Source organism: Leisingera sp. M658 (genome assembly GCF_025144145.1).
In the GTDB taxonomy this organism is placed as follows: Bacteria; Pseudomonadota; Alphaproteobacteria; order Rhodobacterales; family Rhodobacteraceae; genus Leisingera.
The window spans coordinates 1,417,250-1,435,869 of sequence record NZ_CP083546.1 but is presented as its reverse complement, the minus strand read 5'-3'; the positions used below and the strand labels follow the sequence as shown (position 1 = coordinate 1,435,869).

Here is an 18,620-nt window from a genome sequence, read left to right as displayed (position 1 = left end):
TTCCCGCCTGCCGCCCAGGAGCCATTCCCGATGACCAACGCCTTTGCCCAGCTGATCCCCGATGCCCGCGCCTTTCTGGCAGCGCTTGCGCAGAACAACAGCCGGGACTGGTTCACCGCGCATAAGGACAGGTATGAAGCCCAGCTGAAGTCCCCTGCGCTGCGGCTGCTGGACGAAGTTTCCCAAGCCATAACCCGGCGCAGCGGCGCCGAAGTCACGGGCAAGTTTTTCCGCCCGCAGCGCGACGTGCGGTTTTCCAAGGACAAGACGCCCTATAGCACCCATCTGCACCTGATGTGGACGCTGAACAGCAGCGGCTGTGCACTGTTTTTCGGGCTGGCCCCGGATTATTGCACCGCAGGCGGCGGCATCATGGGTTTCGGCAAGCCGCAGCTGCCGCGCTGGCGGGCGGCCATCGACGGCGCCTATGGCGACGAGATCGCAGCGCTGACGGACATCCTGGCGCTCAAGGGCTTCGCCGTCAAAGACCCGGAACTGAAACGCGTGCCCGCCCCCTATGGCAAAGCCCACCCGCACGGGCACCTGCTGCAGCGCAAATCCCTGACCTTCTGGCACGGGATGACTGCGCAGGAACAAGCCGCCCCGATGCAAGCGCTGATGTCAGCCTATCTCACTCAGGAGCCGATGTTTGCCCTGCTGGACAGCGCCCTGACCGCGTGATCCTTTACAATGCCCGCAGCATGATCTGGACCGCCAGCACCGCCACCACTGCGCCTGCGGCGATCTCCAGCACTGCCGCTGCCCGCAGCGCGCCCGTCCCTTGCAGCTGCGCCAGCGCGCCCTTGCGCAGGGTGACCGCTGCCGCCGCCACCGCCACAGTCACCGTTGCAGTGCCAAGCCCCATGGCAAAGGCCCCGGCAATCCCGGCCCACAGCACCCCCATGCGCCAGGTCAGAAGCAGCAAAAACACTGCCCCCGTGCAGGGCCGCAGCGCCACCGCGCCGATGATTGCCAACGCGTCGCGCAGCGAGGCCACATTGGCCGCCTCCTCCGCCGTGGGCCCGTGCCGGTGCCCGCAGGCGGCACAAGCGTCTCCCTGTTCATGATGGTGGTCATGCGGGTGATGCCCTTCCGGCCCGCCACCCCGGCTGGCCAGCAGCCGCCGCGCCCCGCGCAGCAGCAGCCACAGCCCCACCAGCGCAATCAGCCCGTAAGACAGCGGCGCCAGCACATCCTCGGCCGCAAGGGTCAGCTGCTCCCGCCCCCAGTCCAGCAGCAGCAGCCCGCCCGCCACCAGCAGCACCGCGGTGGCCGCCTGCGCCAGCGAAGACGCCACCGCCAGCCCGGCCAGCCGCGCCAGCGGCACCGGCTTGCCCATGCCATAGCCGCCGATCACCAGCTTGCCATGCCCCGGCCCGGCGGCATGAAAGAACCCGTAGGCAAAACACAAACCAAGCAGCGCCGTCAGCGCTCCGGGTTCACCGGCCCGCAAGGCCCGCAGCCCCCGCGCCATCGCAGTCTGCGCCTCGCGCTGGCCTTCGCCCGCCCAGGCGGCAACAACGCCTGCACCGCCGAAGCCCCACAGCCAGGCGGCGGAAACCGCAACAGCCAGCACTGAAACTGCCAGAAAAGCCCGCACCTTACGCCCCGCAGCTCAACTGCACGGTATCGGCAAAAGCTGCCCCTACCTCAGGATACGCCGCCTCTGCCTGATCCGCGGGCATCGCATAGAGCAGCTCTTCAACTTTGGTATACGCCGCGTCCAGATCCGGCGGGGTGACATGACCTTGGCAGCCCCCTGAAACCTCCAGCCCGCCGGTCAGGGTATAGGCTGTGTAATAAGTTGGATCATAGGCCTTGATCATCACCCCGTCCGCAGCCTGCGGCTGCGCCAGAACGCGCCGGTGGCGGGTGCTGATGCGCCCCCCGGCGACCTCGGTGGACAGATGCTCCGGCGCTCCCAGCGCCAGCGCAGCCCCATCCCGGGACAGATAGGTGTCGCCCTGAAACCCCTCGGTCCACGCCAAGTCGAACCCCTGCAGCCCGGCCAGTTCCGCGGCTGTCAGCGCACCGTCATAATCGCCGTCCAGCCCCCGGTCCTCGAAAATAAGCAGTGAATAGAACTCATCATAGGCCCAGGTGATCTCCACTGCCTGCAACTGCCCGCTATCCGAAACAATCACCTTCAGCGCGGTATCGACAAAAATATGCGGATGCGATCCGGCGCCCTGCGGCACCAGCAGCGCAAACGAAAGCAAAGGAACAAAACGTTTCATGGCCACAGCTTTACGCCCCAATCCGCCCCCCCGCAACAGCCGCGCACCTCACCAGCAGGCTTCTGCCCGCCCGCTTCTTTCTGGCCGGAAATGTCTACCGTGGACCTTTGGTCAACATCCTTGCGGATTCAGCAAAGCAGCTGTTGAGTAAAACACGGCGAAAGCTGGCGGAGAGCCCAACCTGTAGATTGGATTTCCTTACTGCGTGCGCGCAGCACGGGTTTTTCTGCACTCGCGCGAACTCTGACGTCGCAGCGCGGCGGGAATACCTGCCGTTCGTGTGTGCTGCAGCGAGATTCTTTATCTGAAATTCCAGGACGCCGGACAGAACCGACCTTGGCAATTTCTTCTTCGCTGACGCAGCATCGCTTTGCACATGCGACGGGCTTCTCGCTACCTTACAGTCCTTGTCACGGAAGCGGTCATTGCTTGGCGGGTTCGAGCGGTGGATCAAAACCGCGCCTTCACTGCTTGGCGTTTGGACACTAAAGAGGCCGGATAGAGCCGCCTTTTGCCAACGTAGCTTTCGCGTACGCAGAAAATTCTCGTAACCGATGCGGCAGATTTTCGGCGGTGAAGCGGTTTGCCCAAAAACGAACACTCAAAACCGTGCAGCAGGGGGGATTTCGAACTGTTCATTCGAAGCATCTTAGTCGAAGAAGTTAAGCAAACAGAATCCTTCGGCAAAGCACTTCAATGCTACGGACCCCGTCCGCCTGTCCCGGTAAATCAGAGCATGGCCCCACCGAATATGGCCGTCTTTAGGCCGTTTGACTGCAGTGCGCTTTTGACCCCCGCTGCGATGGCCACAGCGGCGGAAGTATCGCCATGCAGGCAGATGGTATCGATCCGCGCCGGGATGCGCTTGCCGGCAGCGGTGATAATCGCGCCTTCGCGCACCATTTCCACCATCCGCCGCCCGGCCTCTGCCGGATCATAGATCACCGCGCCGGGCAGGCTGCGGTTCACCAGCGTCGCATCGTCGTTATAGGCACGGTCGGCGAAGATCTCGCACGCGGTCTTGCAACCCAGCTCCTGCGCCGCCTGCTGCTGCGCGGTGCCCGCCAGCACCATCACGATGATTTCCGGATCGACTGACAAGGCCGCCTGATAGCAGGCCCGCGCCACCGCAATGTCTTCCGAGGCCATATTGGCCAGCGCCCCGTGCAGCTTCAGATGCCGCACTGCGCCGCCCGCCGCGCGGGCCATTGCCTGCGCCGCCCCTAGCTGATAGCGCACCATGTTGCCCAGCGTCCCATAGGGCACCGACATCCGGCGGCGGCCAAAGCCCTGCAGATCGGGAAAACCGGGATGCGCACCAATGCCGGTGCCCTTGGCCACCGCGTGTTTCATCGTCGCCGCCATCACATCCGGGTCGCCCGCGTGATAACCGCAGGCGATATTGGCCGAGGTCACGATATCCAGCAGCCCGGCATCATCGCCCAGGGACCAGGCGCCAAAACTTTCGCCCATATCGGCGTTCAGATCGACAGTCCGGGTCATGTCATCTCCTCACAAGACATCTTCTTCACCGGCAATCGCGCCGCTGATCAGCTGATAAGACAGCAGGTTGGACATAGTGCGCGGATCGCGGATCAAGGGACGGCACTGGCCGCGCAAGCCTTCGCACCGTTCCGCCTCTGACCGTTCTAGCCCGACCGCCTCCTCCAGCGGGATGAAGCGGAATTGCAGCGCCGCCCCCGCCGCCGCCTGCGCCAGCAAGGGCAGATCGCAGGGCACCACCGTGCCGATCCGCGGATAGCCGCCGGTGGTCTGGCATTCCGACAGCAGCACATAGGGCGTGCCGTCACCGGTCACCTGGATGTCGCCGGGCGTGATCACCTCGGAGACCACCGTGCGCGCGCCCTCCGGGCGGAAGCCTTCGCCTTCGCTCTCCAGCGGCACGCCCATCCGGTTGCCGCGCGCTCCGCGGTGGAAGGCCGTCTGCTCGAACCGCTCTAGCTCGGCCTGCGGGAACAGCGCCGTCTGCAGGCTCGCCACCACCCGCACGGTGCCGCCCTCGAACCGGTTCTCCGGCGTCAGCCCCAGCCCAGTGCCCTGGCTGCCGTCAGGACCGGTGTCCAGAACTTCCCCCTCCGCCAGCGGCGCGCCGATGCCCGCCGCCAGATGCGCCGACCGCGCACCCAGATGCTCCGCCGACTTAATACCGCCGCTAACATGCAAGTAGCCATAACTGCCGCTGCGGGCCGCGCCGATCGTCAACCGCGCCCCAGCGGGCAGCAGGTGGCTGGCGTTCCAAGCCACGGCGGTGCCGTCGATGCTGGCCCGCATCGGCGCGCCGGTCAGGGCGATGCGCAGATCGCTGCCCGCCTGGAACTCGCCGCCCAGGCCGGCCATCTCGACCGCCGCCAGATCCGCCGCCTGCCCCAAGAGCGCAGCTCCCTCGGCCAGCGCCAGCCGGTCGGCAGCGCCGCCGCGCGACACCCCGTATTCCAGCCAGCCCGGGCGGCCAAGGTCCTGAACCGTCATCCCAGGTCCTGCGCGCAGAATGGTCAAGGTGCCGCTCATGACAGTGTCTCCGCCCTTGCACCGCCCAGCGGATCGCGCCGCAAGCCCTGCAGCTCCTCCGGTGTTGTCGCGTTGAATTGCACCTCATCGCCGGGGCGCAGCAGGAACGGCTCCTCTGCATCCGGGCGGAACAGCCGCACCGCGGTCTGGCCCGCGTGCATCCAGCCGGTGGGCGTCGCCACCGAGAACAGCACCAGCTGGCGGATCGCCACCGCCAGCGCGCCTTCGGGGATGCGGGTGGTCAGCTGGCTCTGGCGCGGGATATCCCAGGCTTCGGGCAGCTCTCCCAAGTACGGCTGGCCGGGGGCAAAACCAATGGTCTGCACCCTGACCCGCGCTGCCGACAGCGAGGCCGCTGCCTCTGCCTCGCTCATACCTGCCGCCTCCGCCGCCTGCGGCAGCTGCGGCGCCAGATCGGTGCCGAACACAGCCGGGATCCGCCACAGGCGGCGCTGGCCGGGCAGTTTGGCCGCGTACCAGTCACGCTGCGACAGCAGCCCCTCCAACCGCACCCGCAGCGCCGCATGGCCCAGATGCCGCAGGTCGAAGCGCACATAGGCCGACACCAGCGAGGTGGAAACCTCCTCGATCCCGTCCCAGCTTTCCTGCGCAAGTGCTGCGCGGAACGCCAGGGCGGCGCGGTTGGCCGGCTCGCTCAGGCGGCTGCCAAAGCTCACCAGCATCCCGTCCACCCCCACCGTGCGGATTTCAGAGCTGGGCGTTGCAACGGTATCCTGTGCCATCACATCTGCTCCGGCAGGTAGGTGACGATGGACGGGAACAGCACGATCAGCACCAGTGCCACGATCATCAGGAAGAAGAACGGCAGCGCCGCCTTGGCCACGGTCAGAATGTCCCGCCCGGTCAGCGACTGCAGCACAAACAGGTTAAAGCCGACTGGTGGCGTGATCTGCGACATCTCGACCACGATCACCAGGAAGATGCCGAACCACAGAGGATCAATGCCCGCTTCCAGCACCATCGGCATGATCACCGAGGCGGTCAGCACCACCACCGAAATCCCATCTAGGAAGCAGCCCATGATCACAAAGAAGATGGTCAGCGCTGCCAGCAGGGTGAAGGTCGACAGGTTCAGCGACCCGATCCACTCCGCCAGGATACGCGGAATGCCGGTGAAGCCCATCGCCACGGTCAGAAAGGACGCCCCCGCCAGGATAAAGGCGATCATGCAGGAGGTGATGGTCGCCCCCATCAGCCCTTCGGTAAAGCTTTGCCGGTTCAACGACCCGGACTGCCATGACAACAGCAGCGCCAGCACCACGCCGACAGCGGCGGCATCGGTGGGCGAGGCAATGCCTGCATAGATCGAACCGATCACCCCGCCGATCAGCAGCACCACCGGCAGCAGCCTACGGGCGCGCTTCAGCTTCTCGCGGAAGGTGGCGGCGATGTCCTCGGTGGGCAGCTGGCTGCGGTTCAGGAGTGCCCAGACCACCACATAGCCGACGAACAGCCCGACCAGCAGCACGCCCGGCAGCACGCCCGCGACAAACAGCCGGGCGATGGATTGCTCGGTCGCCACGCCGTAGACGATCAGGATGATCGACGGCGGGATCAGCAGCCCCAGCGTGGCAGAACCGGCCAGGGTGCCGATCACCAGCTTTTCAGGATAGCCACGGCGCGACAGCTCCGGGATCGACAGCTTGCCGATGGTGGCGGCGGTCGCGGCGGACGACCCCGACACGGCGGCAAAGATCCCGCAGGCAAAGACGTTCACATGCAGCAGCTGCCCCGGCAGCCGGTTCATCCAGGGCGACAGCCCGGTGAACATGTCCTCCGACAGGCGCGAGCGGAACAGGATCTCGCCCATCCAGATGAACAGCGGCAGCGCCGCCAGGGCCCAGGAGTTGCTGTGGCCCCACATGGTGGTGGCCATCACCAGCCCCAGCGGCGCCTCGGTGAACAGCGTCATCGCGGCGATGCCCACCCCCAGCAGGGCAAAGGCCACCCAAAGGCCTGCACCCAGGAACAGGAACAGAAGGACAAGAAGAAGGATGGAAAGTGCGGCAATCGACATGGTGAACCCCTATTCGCTCAGAAGATTTTCGCCCTTGCCCTCCCAGGAGGGCGGGGCGCCGCGCAATATGCAGATCAGCTCGTCCGCCAGCGCCAGGGTGAGGATCGCAAGGCCAAGTGCCACCGGTGCCTGCGGCAGCCACAGCGGCACCGACACCATTCCTGCGCTGCGGTCGCCGAATTCCAGCGATTCCAGCAGCAGCAAGCCCATGTACCAGGTGGCATAGCCGCTCATGACCAGTGCCAGAAATGTGACGGCCGCTTCGGACATGCGGCGGGCGCGGACGGGCAGCCGGTTGGTCAGCAGCGTCACCCGGATGTGGCCGCCAGCGCGCAGTGCGTAGGCCAGTGCCAGAAAGGTGGAGGCCGCCAGGAAAAAGCCGGTGAAATCGGCATAAGACGGAATGGTCAGGCCGACCCCGCTGCCGGTCAGTGCCGCCGCGATCTTGTCGGCCAGGTTCAGGCACACCTGCGCGAATACCAATGCCACAATAGCCACGATGAACAGTGCTGCCAGCCCGCCGGCCGCACGGTAGATGAAATCAAGCACAAGCCGCATGGCTGCTCCTCCTCCCCAGGAGACCGGACGCCGCTGCCGGCGTCCGGCCGTGTTGCAGTTACTGCTGATAAGCGTTCAGCAGGGTGGCGCCGGCCTCCCCAGCCTCGCCCTTCCAGTTTTCCAGCATCTGCGCCCCAATGGCACGCAGGCCTTCCATCAGCTCCTCTGAGGGTTCGGCCACGGTGATGCCGTTTTCCTTCAGCACCCCGACCTGCTCGGCGGTCTCGGTCCGGCTCATCTCCCAGCCGCGCGCCTCGGCCGCAGCTGCGGCTTCCAGAACGGCGGTCTGAGTGGCTTCATCCAGGCGGCGGAAGGCACGCTTGTTCACCACCACGATGTTCTTCGGGATCCAGGCCTGGATATCGGTGTAATGAGTCAGGAAATCCCAGGCCTTGGAGTTCACGCCGGTGGAGGGTGAGGTGATCATCGCCTCGACCCGGCCGGTGCTGAAGGCTTGCGGAATATCCGGAACCTCAACCTGGGTCGGCGCGGCGCCCGCCAGGTTGGCGAATTGCTCCAGCGTGGCGTTGTAGGTGCGGAACTTCAGCCCGGCCAGATCGTCCACGCTGTTGATTTCCTTAGTGGTGTACAGCCCCTGCGGCGGCCACGGCACTGCGTACAGCGCCATCAGCCCCTGCTCGTCCAGCAGCCCGTCGATCACATCCTTCTGCGCCGCCCACAGCCGTTCGGCCTCGGCGTAGCTGGTCGCCAGAAACGGCAGCGAGTCGGCGCCAAACGCCGGGTTGTCATTGGCCAAGAGCGACAGGAAGAACTCGCCCGCAGGCACCTGGCCGCTGCGCACCGCCTTGCTGATTTCGGGATGCTTGAACAGGGAACCCGCCGAATGGACCTTGATCTCCAGCCCGCCACCGGTGGCCTCGGCCACGTCGCTGGCAAATTCAGCGACGTTCTTGGTGTGGAACGTGGAGTCCGGATAAGGCGTCGGCATGTCCCAGGTTGCGGCCTGCACCGAAACCGACAGCCCGGCAGCAAGGACGGCGGCACTGCCCAGAATACGTGTGATCTGCATTTTTTCCTCCCAATGCGGTTTGTTGTCTATTTATATTCATAACGCTGACAATTTGTCAACGTTATGCCAAAATGGGCCCCTGCTCGCTTGATCTTGCTGATACTTTGCATTTTTATAGCTTCAAGCAGGTAAAACACCGGGGTTTTATCAATAATGAAGGAGCTAAAGATGGCTGAAAACCAACCGGACGGCCGCCGAATCGTCTCCTCCCGCCATCTGGCAGAGGGCGACGGATGGGAACTGTCGGAACTGGAATACGGGCTGATCGTCGCCTTCAATGCATTTTCGCGCTGGACCGCCCGCTGCATGTCCGCGGCCGGCCAACCCGACCTCAGCCCGCTGGAAATCCTGATCCTGCACAACGTTAATCACCGCAGCAAGGACAAGCGCCTGTCCGACATCTGCTTCCTTTTGAACATCGAGGACAGCCACACGGTGAATTACGGGCTGCGCAAGCTGCTCAAGGCGGGGCTGCTGGATTCTGAAAAACGCGGCAAGGAAGTGTTCTACCGCACTTCCCCTGAGGGCGCCGCGATTTGTGCTGCCTATCGCGATGTCCGCCGCCAATGCCTGCTGGACGGGCTGGATGGCGTCGATCTTCCAGGAAAAGATCTGCGCGAGATTGCCCGCAGCTTGCGCACTTTATCGGGCTACTACGATCAGGCCAGCCGCGCAGCGGCGTCGCTATAAGGATGGCCGGGGACCAAGGGCAATGGGAATCGGCAGTTCCGGGCCACCTGACCGATGAGCTCCTTTGACGGTTAACCTGTCCGGCAGGACTCCGCCCAGTGATTCCAGCCGCGCCGCAGAACGGCCAGCCCAATCCGCCAGGATGGAGCGGTCCAGAGTGATCCCTTCCTGCCCGTAATTCTGCGGCTGCTGGTACAGGGGAAATTGGCCCGCCTATTTGTTGGCCAGCACATTGCCTGTGAGGCGTGAAAGAGGTTGACGGCGGATTGGAACCTGCCGTGCGCCTGCCAGACTATGTACCTGAGACGCTTCGGCTTCATTCAATGTCCCGGCATTGACGCTTTCATAGCTAGCGTTCAGGCAAAACGCCACAAAAGCGGGAGCAGAGCCCACTTTGCAAATTTTCTGTGGCGCGGCCAACGGCTGCTTTCATCATCGGCTTATCGATTGGCAAGTCACAGCACCCTTTCGAACAAGTAGGCAAATGGCGATTTGGTATAAGCAACGCCGCGTCCTGATTTCATCAGGCTGTCACGGGTGATCGTTTGCGGCTTTTTCGGCACCATGTAGCTGTCAAGGTGTTGATCGGTGACCTCGAAGCAACCGCTTGCAGAGGTGACGACCGCAACCAACTTGAACCGTGGATCGAGCGCCGCAAGCGCTGCATCCCCATGGCTTGAGTTCACCAGGAAATGCCCCCCGATGCGCAGCAAATGGCCGCAGGGCTCCGATACAAGCCCCGCATAGAGTGAGATCAGCAGATCGAAGCTTTCGGGCGGCAAATCAAGTGCGGCGTAGTCGCCATGCACGAACGCGACCCGCCCGTTCACATTGCCTCCATGGTCGCAGATGATCTGTCGCGTACCTCCAGTATCAGCAAAAAACGTCGCCGCCCGTTTGTCCATGTCCGCATAGGTCACATCGTCATAAACAAAGGACGGCGCAACATCGACGTAGCTGCCCGCATAGAGCACACGGCGCGCAGGGACCGCCGCGCTCACCGCTTGAAACAGCCGCCAACGGTCGCCTTTATGCTGATCCTGCTTTTCCCAAAGCGCCTTTGTCTTTTCCTTCACTTTGGTTCCTCCAGCAGGACGGCCCAACGTTCCATCGCGACCTCATGGGCTATCATTTCTACGCAGAACCCGCCTTCCGAAACCGCTGCCGCGATGCCCGCGAATCCCATCCGTGCATCCCCTACGATGTAAAGACCTGGAATATTAGTTGTGCCGTTCGCACCGGCAAGCTCGGACATACCCCAATCGTTCTCTTCGTTCGCGATAACCCCCAGACGCACCGCAAAGTCAGTCGCGGGCGACGAGAATTCCTCGACGACAAACCCGCTTTGCCGCGCAATCTCGCGGCCGTCGTCCAATACGACATGGGTGAGCGTGCCGCCTTTTGACCGTAAACTCGCAACCCCGGCTTCTTCGACCGGCACGCCTTTGGCCTGCAACTCTGCTTTCACCTTGGCGTCCAATGGATTGCCGTTGGTGAACACGATCATATCGCGCGACCAAATCCGCATCATCGGCACAAAATGTTCGATTGCGCCGTGGCCGAAAATGGCCAACGCTTCGTCGGAATGTTCGTACCCATCGCAGAACGGGCATGGGTAAACCGATTTGCCGTAGACGTCCTCGATACCGGGCAAGTCCAACTGGTCGAGGTTGTCCCGATGACCCGTCGCAATCAGCATGCGGGTCGCGGTCATCGTTGCACCCTGCGCTGTCGTCGCCGAAAATCCGCCGGCCAAGCGGGAGACCTCAGAAACCTTACCGGCAATGTAGTTGACGGTTGGATATTTGTGCAGCTGCTCTTTGGCCACTGCCAAAAGCTCGCTTGGGTGGGCACCATCGCGGGTCAAAAACCCGTGCGAGGCTGTGGTCACAAAGTTGCGGGGGCTTTCCGCGTTGATGAATGCGGTTTTCATACGGGTGCGTCCAGCAATCAAAGCGGCGGATTGTCCGGCGGGTCCACCACCGATGATAATGAGGTCGTAGTGTTGGCTAGCCATGTCTGGATCCGTTAATGCTGATGGTTTCGTCGGCCCAACATAGGCCCGCTGGCGTCGTTGCTTGAGAGCGTGGATTCGGGTATTATCGGCTGATCTTATGATATTCGGGATTTGTGCATGACAGATCTTAAGCAGCCCGAACCGCCGCATCCCTCCTGCTATGTGATTCACGAGACGGGCGTCAGCACACATCCGGCGCCCGTCGCCGTTCATGCCGAACATGGGTTGGTGTTTGCCCGCGAGGGTTGGTTCACAATGGAGCAAAGATACGAAACGCTATCCTTGGCGGGAAGCGTGACGATTGTTCCCGCCGGTGTGCCGCACCGGCCATTGGCAGGTGAAGATCTCGATTATTGGCTGCTAGGGTTTTCCGCTGGCGGCTTTGGGCTTGATGAGGAGCAGGCGGTCATGCGTCCCTTTGCCGAGGTTCGCCTTGGGGCATCCCCGGTGATCCACCTGGAGAATGCGGCACAGGCACGCCTGCAGCTCTGGTTTGAAACCTTGGCGCGCGAGGCCGAAGGGCAAAACGAGCTGACCGCAGACGTGCAACGCAGCTTGATTACGCTAATTCTTTCAGAGGTGTCACGGGCGATGCCAAATGCGGATGAGGATACGCAACGCTCGCCGCTGGTCGCCGCCGCACTGCGCTACATTCAACGGCATAGCCTTTCCCCAATTTCCCTCAGCGATGTGGCCTCCGCAGTTAGGCGAACCGCGCCCCATGTCGCGGCCGTCGTCAAAGCCGATACTGGCTTTACGGTCGGCACATGGATCACTTCCGCCCGCCTCGCCAAGGCCGCGCAACTCTTGCAACATACCGACATTCCCGTCGATCAAATTGCCCCACACATCGGATGGCAGGACACGACCCATTTCATACGCCAGTTTCGAAGAATCTATGGAGTGACCCCTGCTGCCTGGCGCAAGAAGCAACGATTGCCAGCGTAGCCGCTTGTATAAAATTCTCCTTTGCAGACACTGACGCATTTGCAGCAAATGCACCAAGTCCCGCTCCTCGATGGTCGATCCTGGTCGCGGCGAAAGGGCGGATTGGATTTGGCCGAAATTTATGCCGATGAATGACTTCTGTGGATGGCGCCTGCATAGCAAGACATATTTTGACGATTTCTGCGGCGGTTTGGTCAGTACAGTCGTCTGTCCGGCCTGTTCGCTTGGCGATCTCCCACTGGCCCTGATGATTTCCGCAGGCGAAGCTCCAATCAGCAAAACAACCTCAAGGGGTAATTGCCATTCCCGGAGTGTCCTGGCTCTTGGTTGACTTGATTCCGCATCATCACGTCATTCGTCTTGCATCTCTGGCAGGTTATCCGGTCAAGCGACCGGCTGCCGGTAGTCTTCCAGTCGCGTCAGCATTGCCCAGATTGCACGAGCCGCCTTGTTCGCCATGGCAACAGTCGCAAGCCGAACCGGTTTTCCGGCCAGAATTTTAGCGGTCCAGGTATCGACCTTTTCAGGATTCCGTTTGGTCATCAGCGCGCGGGATGGCATGCCAACGATCAGGAGTTTCCGGATGTAGTGGTTCCCCTTCTTGGTGATGTGTCCGAGCCTCTCCTTGCCGCCACTGGATTTACTGAGCGGGGTTAATCCCAACCAGGCGGCCAGATCGCGTCCGGTTCTGAACTGTTTGGCATCGCCGATCGTCGCCACGATTGCGGATGCCGTGATCGGACCGATCCCCGGCACCTGCATCAGCCGTCGCGCATCGGCATCTCGTTGGCAGTGGCTCTCGATCAACCTGGTGAAGCCATCAATGCGGGCGTTGAGCCCGAGGAATTGGTAAAACAGCGTACCGAGGACCCCATTCGCCGGCTCGGGCATGTCAGGTTGAACGCCCTTGAGATGGCGTTTGGAAAAGGCGGTCACGGCCTCGGCACCGGTTGGCAGGACACGCCCAAATTCGCGCAACAGGCCGCGGATGATGTTCGCGACATGAGTTCTCTGGCGGACAACGAGTTCGCGGGTGCGGTGGACCGCCAGCAGCGCCTGCTGGTCTTCCGTCTTGATCTCGACAAATCTCGTCTTGCGCCTTTGAACGATCCCCCGGATCGTTCAATCCGCTGGCGCGGACCAGCTTAAACTCGGGCGACGAACGGCTTCGCAAATCGCCTCGGCATCCACCGCATCGGTCTTTCCCCGCTTCACATAAGGTTTGACGTAAGTCGCTGGCATCAGCCGGACATCATGGCCAAGTTTGCGCAACTCGCGCTCCCAGTGATGGGCAGAACTGAAGGCCTCCATGCTGACCATGCATGGCAGCAAGCTTTCAAAAAATACCAGTAGATTGGCGCGCTTTATCTTGCGATTGAAAATCTTGCGGCCTGTCTCGGTAATTCCGTGAACCTGAAGAACATTCTTGGCCAGATCGAGACTTATGGTTTTAACTGTCATTGGGTGGTTCCTCTCCTAGCAGTTCATGACAACTGCACTATGGTGCATTGCGACGCCGGTGGAGCAGGAGCCATCCACTTCGTCCGCAATCAGAAAATCCGCTGCATCGCCGCAAAACCCTGCCGCAAGAGCGAAGGCTTTCTGCATGGGCAATAGCCGCACGGGCAAAAGTCCGGAAGGTCCGCATCCTGCCAGTTGGCAGCCGTGGTTTCGAAGGTCAGTAATCGTCAGTTGGAACGGGCCGTCGCGCAGGTTCGCCGGTCTTCAGCCCCGCATTCATGATGACGATGAGCTTGCGCATGAGTGCCGTGGTCGCGACCTTTGCGGGCTTGCCACGTTCACGTAAGCGTCGCGCGCATGATTGCATCATGGGATCGTATCGCAGCGTTGACAGAGCGGCCATGTAGAGCGTGGATCTGACGTCGCGCCTGCCCCCGGAAATGCGGCGGTGGCCTTTCAACGTCCCTGAATCTTGGGCGTGCGGCGCAAGTCCAACGATGGCGGCTGCTTTACCCTTGGCCAGTGAGCCAAGCTCAGGCACATATGCCAAGCACGCCGCAGCCGTTTCGGAGCCTACACCGACCACGGATTTCAGCAAGTCCGACTTGCTCCGAAACCCGGGTGTTGATGATATCAGCTTGCCGGTTTGTTCATCCAGCTCGTTCATATCTTTGGTCAGGGCGCGGATATGGCGTTTCAAGGAGCGCTCAACGGCCCTGATTTGTGGATGTTCCAGCCGGTTCTGTTCCTTGCGGATCATCTGGGCAAGGCCATCGCGACGCCGCCGTAGCCCACGTAGCTCGGCTGTTTCCGTGCCAGGCGGCTGCCAAAGGCGCAGATCCTCTGATTTTGCGGCAAAGAGTGCGAGCATTCTTGCGTCCACCTGGTCTGTCTTGGCTGACAATCCGGGATACTTCGCAAAGTTCCGTGTCCGTGTGCCATGTGCGCGATGGACAGGCAGCTCCAGATCGACACAGGACTGAAGAACGTGCCGTTCATAGCCTCCAGATGCCTCGCAAACGACAAATGGGATGCCGCCTTTCCTCTTGTCTTGAGAAACCGTTTGATGGCCGTGACGCTGTTGGGACTTGTCACCTGCCGATCATCGGGCAATCTATGCACCGTCAGACTGGCCTTCGAGACTTCGAATGCAATGATGTTGGTGCGGTCTGCCTCGCTGAAGTTATTGCTGATGTCGTTATCCTTGATTAGGCTCGGCCGCGAAGGCCCTTCTGCCGTTCGGATGGCCGGACAGATGTGACGGGCGGCAAGATATTTTGCGACCGTTGAGCAGGTCTTCCTCGGGTTGGCCTGCCCGCCACCAGCTTCCCGAAAAGCCATCCGGGAAACCGACCGGCTTCATCTTCTCAGAAGATAAAATAGAGGCAATGTCTTACGCATAACCCTGGGGTGAGGCCGGAAGGCCAAGAGGGCAGCGCCCCTTCTTGCAACCCAAAACCGCAAGAGCCCGCCGATAGCCCCCCGATCCGCCGAGTTAACCGGCAGCCTCCCGCGCCACTGCCGCGATTGCCGCCCGCACATCCGCCTCGCGGCTGCGGTGGTTGGTGATTGCCGCGCGCAGCATCACGCGGCCTTGCGAACGGGTGGTGGAAAACACCGCCTCGCCGCTTTCCTGCAGGGTCTGGGCAACCCGCGCATTCACCTCTGACTGCGCCTCCGGCGGCAGATCGCTGCGCGCGGTGAACACGCAGACATTCGACACCACCGGCGCCCCCAGTGCCATATCGGGCTGCGCCTCAATTTGCGCCGCCATATATGCCGCCAGCTCGCAGTTCCCTGTAACGGCTTCCGAAAACGCCGCCTCGCCATAGGTCTCCAGCGCGGTCCAGACCTTTAACGCCCTATTGCCGCGGCTCAGATCAATGCCGTAGTCGCAGAACCACGGCTCACCGCCCGCCAGCCCGCGCTCGGCCCCCTCCAGATAGGATGGCCGCGCCGAAAACGCAGCCCTATGCTCATCTTCGTTGCGCAGCAGCGCCATGCCGCAGTCATAACCCACATACATCCACTTGTGGAAATCCAGCGCAATGCTGTCGGCCCGTCCAATCCCGTCGGACAATGACCGCCAAGGCGCGTGCGCAATCCGCGTCCAGGCGCCAAAGGCCCCGTCCACATGCAGCCACAACCCCAGATCCGCCGCCGCATCGGCCAGCGCATTCAGATCATCATACAGCCCCAGATCCACCGATCCGGCTGTGCCCACCACCAGGAACGGCACCGCCCCGGCAGCCTTGTCTTGCGTCACCATCGCCGCCAAAGCCGCACAGTCGATCTGTCCGCCAGCCAAGGGCACTTTGCGCAGATTGTCCGAGCCGATGCCCAGCAGCTCCACCGCCTTCAGCGTCGCATTATGCACACCCTCGCCCGCATAGGCCGTCAACCGCGTGTCACCCTGGCCGGATTTGCGCAAATCCTTCAATACCCGCAGCCGGGCCGCCTGAAAGGCAATCACCGTCGCCTGCGAGGTGCCGGTCACCAGCAGCCCGCTGGCGCTGTCCGGCATCCCCATCTTCTGACGGGTCCAGTCCACCACGGCGCGCTCCATGTAATTCGCACCGTGATCGCGCCCGCCCATATTGGCATTGACCGCCGCCGCCGCCATTGAGCTGATCAGATCCGTTGCCAGTCCCGATCCCTGCACCCATCCCCAGAACCGCGGATGGGTATTGCCGCCATGATAGGGCAACACGTCGCGGATGATCCGGTCCACCGCCGCCTGCGGCCCCCGCGCCTGTGCCGTCACCGCATAGCGCGCATCAATATCCTCGGGCACCGGCTGCCAAGGGTGCTCCGCAGCCTCTTCCATCTGATCCAGCGCCGCCTCCAGCATCCGCTGCGCCTCCGCCCGGAACGCCGCCCAGTCCTGCGTCTTGATCCCCTTGCCAGCCACTTGGCGGCCCTCCTCATGCCATTCGTTGGCCAAGGTTTAACTCGCAGGCTGTTTTCCTGCACGGGAAATATCGACGCAAGCGGATAACCGGAACTTACCTTCGGCGCAGTGAAAACAACCGCTCTCCGCCCGCCCCGGCCGCCTTATCCACAGCCCCATGCGCCCCTCTTCCACCCGGCCCCGACACCTGCCATAATGCCTCCCAATCAACACCAAGGAAGAGCAGTTTCCGCACATGGCCGACGACCTCCTCAGCACGCCTGCAGCCGACACCTATGACGCCTCCTCAATCGAGGTGCTGGAAGGCCTCGAACCGGTCCGCCAGCGCCCCGGCATGTATATCGGCGGCACCGATGAGCGCGCGCTGCACCACATGGTGGCCGAGATCCTCGACAACTCGATGGACGAGGCCGTCGCGGGCCATGCCAACCGCATCGAAGTCACCCTGAACGCGGATTATTCCGTCACCATCACCGACAACGGCCGCGGCATCCCGATCGACCCGCATCCCAAGTTCCCGGACAAATCCGCGCTTGAGGTGATCCTCTGCACCCTGCACGCAGGCGGCAAATTCTCCGGCAAGGCCTATCAGACCTCCGGCGGCCTGCACGGCGTCGGCTCCTCGGTGGTGAACGCGCTGTCGGATTCGCTGGTGGTCCAGGTGGCCAAGAACAAGGAACTGTTCGAGCAGCGCTTCTCCCGCGGTCTGCCGCTGGGACCGGTGGAAAAAATCGGCGCCGCCCCCAACAAGCGCGGCACTTTCGTGACCTTCCACGCGGATGAGCAGATCTTTGGCTCCCACCGGTTCAAGCCCAAGCGCCTGATGACCCTGGTGCGTTCCAAGGCCTATCTGTTTTCCGGCGTCGAAATCCGCTGGAAAACCCATATCGACGACGGTGAAACCCCGGCCGAGGCCACCTTCCACTTCCCCGGCGGGTTGCGCGACTACCTGAGCGAAGTCCTGGGCAAATCCTCGGTCTATGCAGACGCGCCATTTGCCGGCAAGGTCGAGTTCCGCGAGAAATTCAATGCGCCGGGCTATGTCGAATGGGCGATCAACTGGACGCCGTCCCGCGACGGCTTCACCCAGTCCTACTGTAACACCGTCCCCACGCCGGAGGGCGGCACGCATGTGGCGGGCTTCTGGGCTGCGATCCTCAAAGGCATCAAGGCCTACGGCGAGCTGGTCGGCAACAAGAAAGCGGGCAACATCACCCGCGATGACCTGATGGCCGGCGGCTGCGCGCTGATCTCCTGCTTCATCGCCGACCCCGCATTCGTTGGCCAGACCAAGGACCGGCTGTCGACCGAGTCCGCCTCGAAAATGGTGGAAAACTCGGTCCGCGACCATTTCGACAACTGGCTGGCCGCCGACACCAAATCAGCCGGCGCCATCCTCGACTTCCTGGTGCTGCGGGCCGAGGAACGCCTGCGCCGCAAGCAGGAGAAAGAGACCCAGCGCAAGTCCGCCACCAAGAAACTGCGCCTGCCCGGCAAGCTGACCGACTGCACATCAAAAGACCGCGCCGGCACCGAATTGTTCATTGTCGAGGGCGACTCGGCCGGTGGCTCCGGCAAGGGCGCGCGCAACCGGGTCAATCAGGCGCTGCTGCCGCTCAAGGGCAAGATCCTGAACGTGCTGGGGGCGGCCTCCAACAAGATCGGCACCAACGCCGAAATCCGCGACCTTTGCGAGGCGCTGGGTGTCGGCACCGGCACCAAATTCAACCTCGACGATCTGCGCTATGACAAGATCATCATCATGACCGATGCGGACGTCGACGGCGCCCATATCGCCTCGCTGCTGATGACCTTCTTCTTCACCCAGATGCGGCCCTTGATTGACGGCGGCCACCTGTATCTGGCCTGCCCGCCGCTGTTCCGCCTGACCCAAGGCGCGCGCCGCGTCTACTGCCTGGACGAGGCGGAGCGCGACAAATGGCTGGAAAAGGGTCTGGGCGGCAAGGGCAAGATTGACGTGAGCCGCTTCAAGGGTCTTGGCGAAATGGACGCCAAGGATCTGAAAGAGACCACAATGGACCCCACCACCCGCAAGCTGATCCGCGTCACCATTGACGAGGACGAACCCGGCGAGACCAGCGAGCTGGTCGAACAGCTGATGGGCAAAAAACCCGAGCTTCGCTACCAGTATATTCAGGAGAATGCGAAGTTCGTGGAGGAGCTGGATGTTTGAGGGGCGA

General features: G+C 62.4%; 19 protein-coding genes. 4 read left to right on the top strand and 15 right to left on the bottom strand.

The features are described from left to right. The first annotated feature begins 30 nt into the window (after nt 1-30). Entirely contained in the window at nt 31-681 is a 651-nt protein-coding gene (locus K3724_RS07170) for a TIGR02453 family protein (RefSeq protein WP_259991357.1), read from the top strand. 4 nt (nt 682-685) lie between these two features. On the opposite strand, the gene K3724_RS07165 is transcribed toward K3724_RS07170, so the two are convergent. The 8 genes from K3724_RS07165 to K3724_RS07130 all read right to left on the bottom strand — a co-directional run bounded on the left by K3724_RS07165 (nt 686) and on the right by K3724_RS07130 (nt 8,392). Then, nucleotides 686-1,600 (bottom strand): nickel/cobalt transporter, encoded by a 915-nt coding sequence (locus tag K3724_RS07165; protein WP_259991355.1) that lies wholly within the window; start codon nt 1,598-1,600, stop codon nt 686-688. Between the two features lies 1 nt (nt 1,601). Further along, entirely contained in the window at nt 1,602-2,237 is a 636-nt protein-coding gene (locus K3724_RS07160; protein ID WP_259991352.1) for a DUF1007 family protein, read from the bottom strand. A 729-nt stretch (nt 2,238-2,966) separates the two neighbouring features. Next, complete coding sequence (locus tag K3724_RS07155) at nt 2,967-3,740, bottom strand: LamB/YcsF family protein (RefSeq protein ID WP_259991350.1); 774 nt, start codon at nt 3,738-3,740, stop codon at nt 2,967-2,969. A 9-nt stretch (nt 3,741-3,749) separates the two neighbouring features. Continuing rightward, nucleotides 3,750-4,766: a biotin-dependent carboxyltransferase family protein gene (locus tag K3724_RS07150; RefSeq protein ID WP_259991348.1), complete on the bottom strand. Its 1,017-nt coding sequence runs from the start codon at nt 4,764-4,766 to the stop codon at nt 3,750-3,752. Then, on the bottom strand, nt 4,763-5,509 hold the full coding sequence (locus K3724_RS07145; protein ID WP_259991346.1) for an allophanate hydrolase subunit 1: 747 nt from the start codon (nt 5,507-5,509) through the stop codon (nt 4,763-4,765). Before K3724_RS07145 ends, K3724_RS07150 begins: the two co-directional genes overlap by 4 nt. Continuing rightward, on the bottom strand, nt 5,509-6,804 hold the full coding sequence (locus tag K3724_RS07140) for a TRAP transporter large permease (protein ID WP_259991344.1): 1,296 nt from the start codon (nt 6,802-6,804) through the stop codon (nt 5,509-5,511). The genes K3724_RS07145 and K3724_RS07140 overlap by 1 nt, the downstream gene beginning before the upstream one ends. 9 nt (nt 6,805-6,813) lie before the next feature. Next, entirely contained in the window at nt 6,814-7,362 is a 549-nt protein-coding gene (locus tag K3724_RS07135; protein WP_259991342.1) for a TRAP transporter small permease, read from the bottom strand. Between the two features lie 58 nt (nt 7,363-7,420). Then, on the bottom strand, nt 7,421-8,392 hold the full coding sequence (locus K3724_RS07130; protein WP_259991340.1) for a TRAP transporter substrate-binding protein: 972 nt from the start codon (nt 8,390-8,392) through the stop codon (nt 7,421-7,423). Nucleotides 8,393-8,560: 168 nt separating this feature from the next. Between K3724_RS07130 and K3724_RS07125 the strand changes: the two genes are divergently transcribed. Beyond that, nucleotides 8,561-9,082 (top strand): winged helix DNA-binding protein, encoded by a 522-nt coding sequence (locus K3724_RS07125; protein ID WP_259991338.1) that lies wholly within the window; start codon nt 8,561-8,563, stop codon nt 9,080-9,082. Between the two features lie 455 nt (nt 9,083-9,537). On the opposite strand, the gene K3724_RS07120 is transcribed toward K3724_RS07125, so the two are convergent. Continuing rightward, nucleotides 9,538-10,158: a hypothetical protein gene (locus K3724_RS07120; protein ID WP_259991336.1), complete on the bottom strand. Its 621-nt coding sequence runs from the start codon at nt 10,156-10,158 to the stop codon at nt 9,538-9,540. Further along, entirely contained in the window at nt 10,155-11,099 is a 945-nt protein-coding gene (locus K3724_RS07115) for an NAD(P)/FAD-dependent oxidoreductase (RefSeq protein ID WP_259991335.1), read from the bottom strand. The genes K3724_RS07120 and K3724_RS07115 overlap by 4 nt, the downstream gene beginning before the upstream one ends. 117 nt (nt 11,100-11,216) lie before the next feature. Here K3724_RS07115 and K3724_RS07110 point away from each other — a divergent pair, with 117 nt between their 5' ends. Next, complete coding sequence (locus K3724_RS07110; RefSeq protein ID WP_259991333.1) at nt 11,217-12,047, top strand: AraC family transcriptional regulator; 831 nt, start codon at nt 11,217-11,219, stop codon at nt 12,045-12,047. A 384-nt stretch (nt 12,048-12,431) separates the two neighbouring features. Here the strand turns inward: K3724_RS07110 and K3724_RS23975 are convergent, their stop codons facing one another. From K3724_RS23975 to K3724_RS07090, 5 genes are all read right to left on the bottom strand, one after another. Then, entirely contained in the window at nt 12,432-13,097 is a 666-nt protein-coding gene (locus tag K3724_RS23975) for an IS110 family transposase (RefSeq protein ID WP_409201416.1), read from the bottom strand. A gap of 72 nt (nt 13,098-13,169) precedes the next feature. Further along, entirely contained in the window at nt 13,170-13,508 is a 339-nt protein-coding gene (locus K3724_RS23970) for a hypothetical protein (protein ID WP_409201406.1), read from the bottom strand. A 15-nt stretch (nt 13,509-13,523) separates the two neighbouring features. Then, complete coding sequence (locus K3724_RS07100; RefSeq protein ID WP_259991331.1) at nt 13,524-13,655, bottom strand: hypothetical protein; 132 nt, start codon at nt 13,653-13,655, stop codon at nt 13,524-13,526. Nucleotides 13,656-13,725: 70 nt separating this feature from the next. Then, nucleotides 13,726-14,541 carry an IS110 family transposase gene (locus K3724_RS07095; RefSeq protein ID WP_259992586.1) on the bottom strand — a complete coding sequence of 272 codons (816 nt, stop codon included), beginning with the start codon at nt 14,539-14,541 and terminating at the stop codon, nt 13,726-13,728. A 462-nt stretch (nt 14,542-15,003) separates the two neighbouring features. Continuing rightward, a complete protein-coding gene (locus K3724_RS07090) occupies nt 15,004-16,419 on the bottom strand; it encodes a pyridoxal-dependent decarboxylase (protein WP_311200224.1) in 1,416 nt (471 codons plus the stop codon). Between the two features lie 235 nt (nt 16,420-16,654). Between K3724_RS07090 and parE the strand changes: the two genes are divergently transcribed. Further along, the gene (gene parE, locus K3724_RS07085; RefSeq protein ID WP_259991326.1) at nt 16,655-18,613 is read left to right on the top strand and encodes a DNA topoisomerase IV subunit B; all 1,959 of its coding nucleotides are present in this window, start codon (nt 16,655-16,657) and stop codon (nt 18,611-18,613) included. The last annotated feature ends 7 nt before the right edge of the window (nt 18,614-18,620 follow it).

What these genes read in the sequence shown, in the direction of transcription:
- K3724_RS07170 (WP_259991357.1), top strand. Translation starts at nt 31, where the DNA reads ATGACCAACGCCTTTGCCCAGCTGATCCCCGATGCCCGCGCCTTTCTG.
- K3724_RS07125 (WP_259991338.1), top strand. Translation starts at nt 8,561, where the DNA reads ATGGCTGAAAACCAACCGGACGGCCGCCGAATCGTCTCCTCCCGCCAT.
- parE (WP_259991326.1), top strand. Translation starts at nt 16,655, where the DNA reads ATGGCCGACGACCTCCTCAGCACGCCTGCAGCCGACACCTATGACGCC.
- K3724_RS07130 (WP_259991340.1), bottom strand. Translation starts at nt 8,392, where the DNA reads ATGCAGATCACACGTATTCTGGGCAGTGCCGCCGTCCTTGCTGCCGGG.
- K3724_RS07135 (WP_259991342.1), bottom strand. Translation starts at nt 7,362, where the DNA reads ATGCGGCTTGTGCTTGATTTCATCTACCGTGCGGCCGGCGGGCTGGCA.
- K3724_RS07110 (WP_259991333.1), top strand. Translation starts at nt 11,217, where the DNA reads ATGACAGATCTTAAGCAGCCCGAACCGCCGCATCCCTCCTGCTATGTG.
- K3724_RS07140 (WP_259991344.1), bottom strand. Translation starts at nt 6,804, where the DNA reads ATGTCGATTGCCGCACTTTCCATCCTTCTTCTTGTCCTTCTGTTCCTG.
- K3724_RS07115 (WP_259991335.1), bottom strand. Translation starts at nt 11,099, where the DNA reads ATGGCTAGCCAACACTACGACCTCATTATCATCGGTGGTGGACCCGCC.
- K3724_RS07150 (WP_259991348.1), bottom strand. Translation starts at nt 4,766, where the DNA reads ATGAGCGGCACCTTGACCATTCTGCGCGCAGGACCTGGGATGACGGTT.
- K3724_RS23970 (WP_409201406.1), bottom strand. Translation starts at nt 13,508, where the DNA reads ATGACAGTTAAAACCATAAGTCTCGATCTGGCCAAGAATGTTCTTCAG.
- K3724_RS07100 (WP_259991331.1), bottom strand. Translation starts at nt 13,655, where the DNA reads ATGCAGAAAGCCTTCGCTCTTGCGGCAGGGTTTTGCGGCGATGCAGCG.
- K3724_RS07160 (WP_259991352.1), bottom strand. Translation starts at nt 2,237, where the DNA reads ATGAAACGTTTTGTTCCTTTGCTTTCGTTTGCGCTGCTGGTGCCGCAG.
- K3724_RS07145 (WP_259991346.1), bottom strand. Translation starts at nt 5,509, where the DNA reads ATGGCACAGGATACCGTTGCAACGCCCAGCTCTGAAATCCGCACGGTG.
- K3724_RS07155 (WP_259991350.1), bottom strand. Translation starts at nt 3,740, where the DNA reads ATGACCCGGACTGTCGATCTGAACGCCGATATGGGCGAAAGTTTTGGC.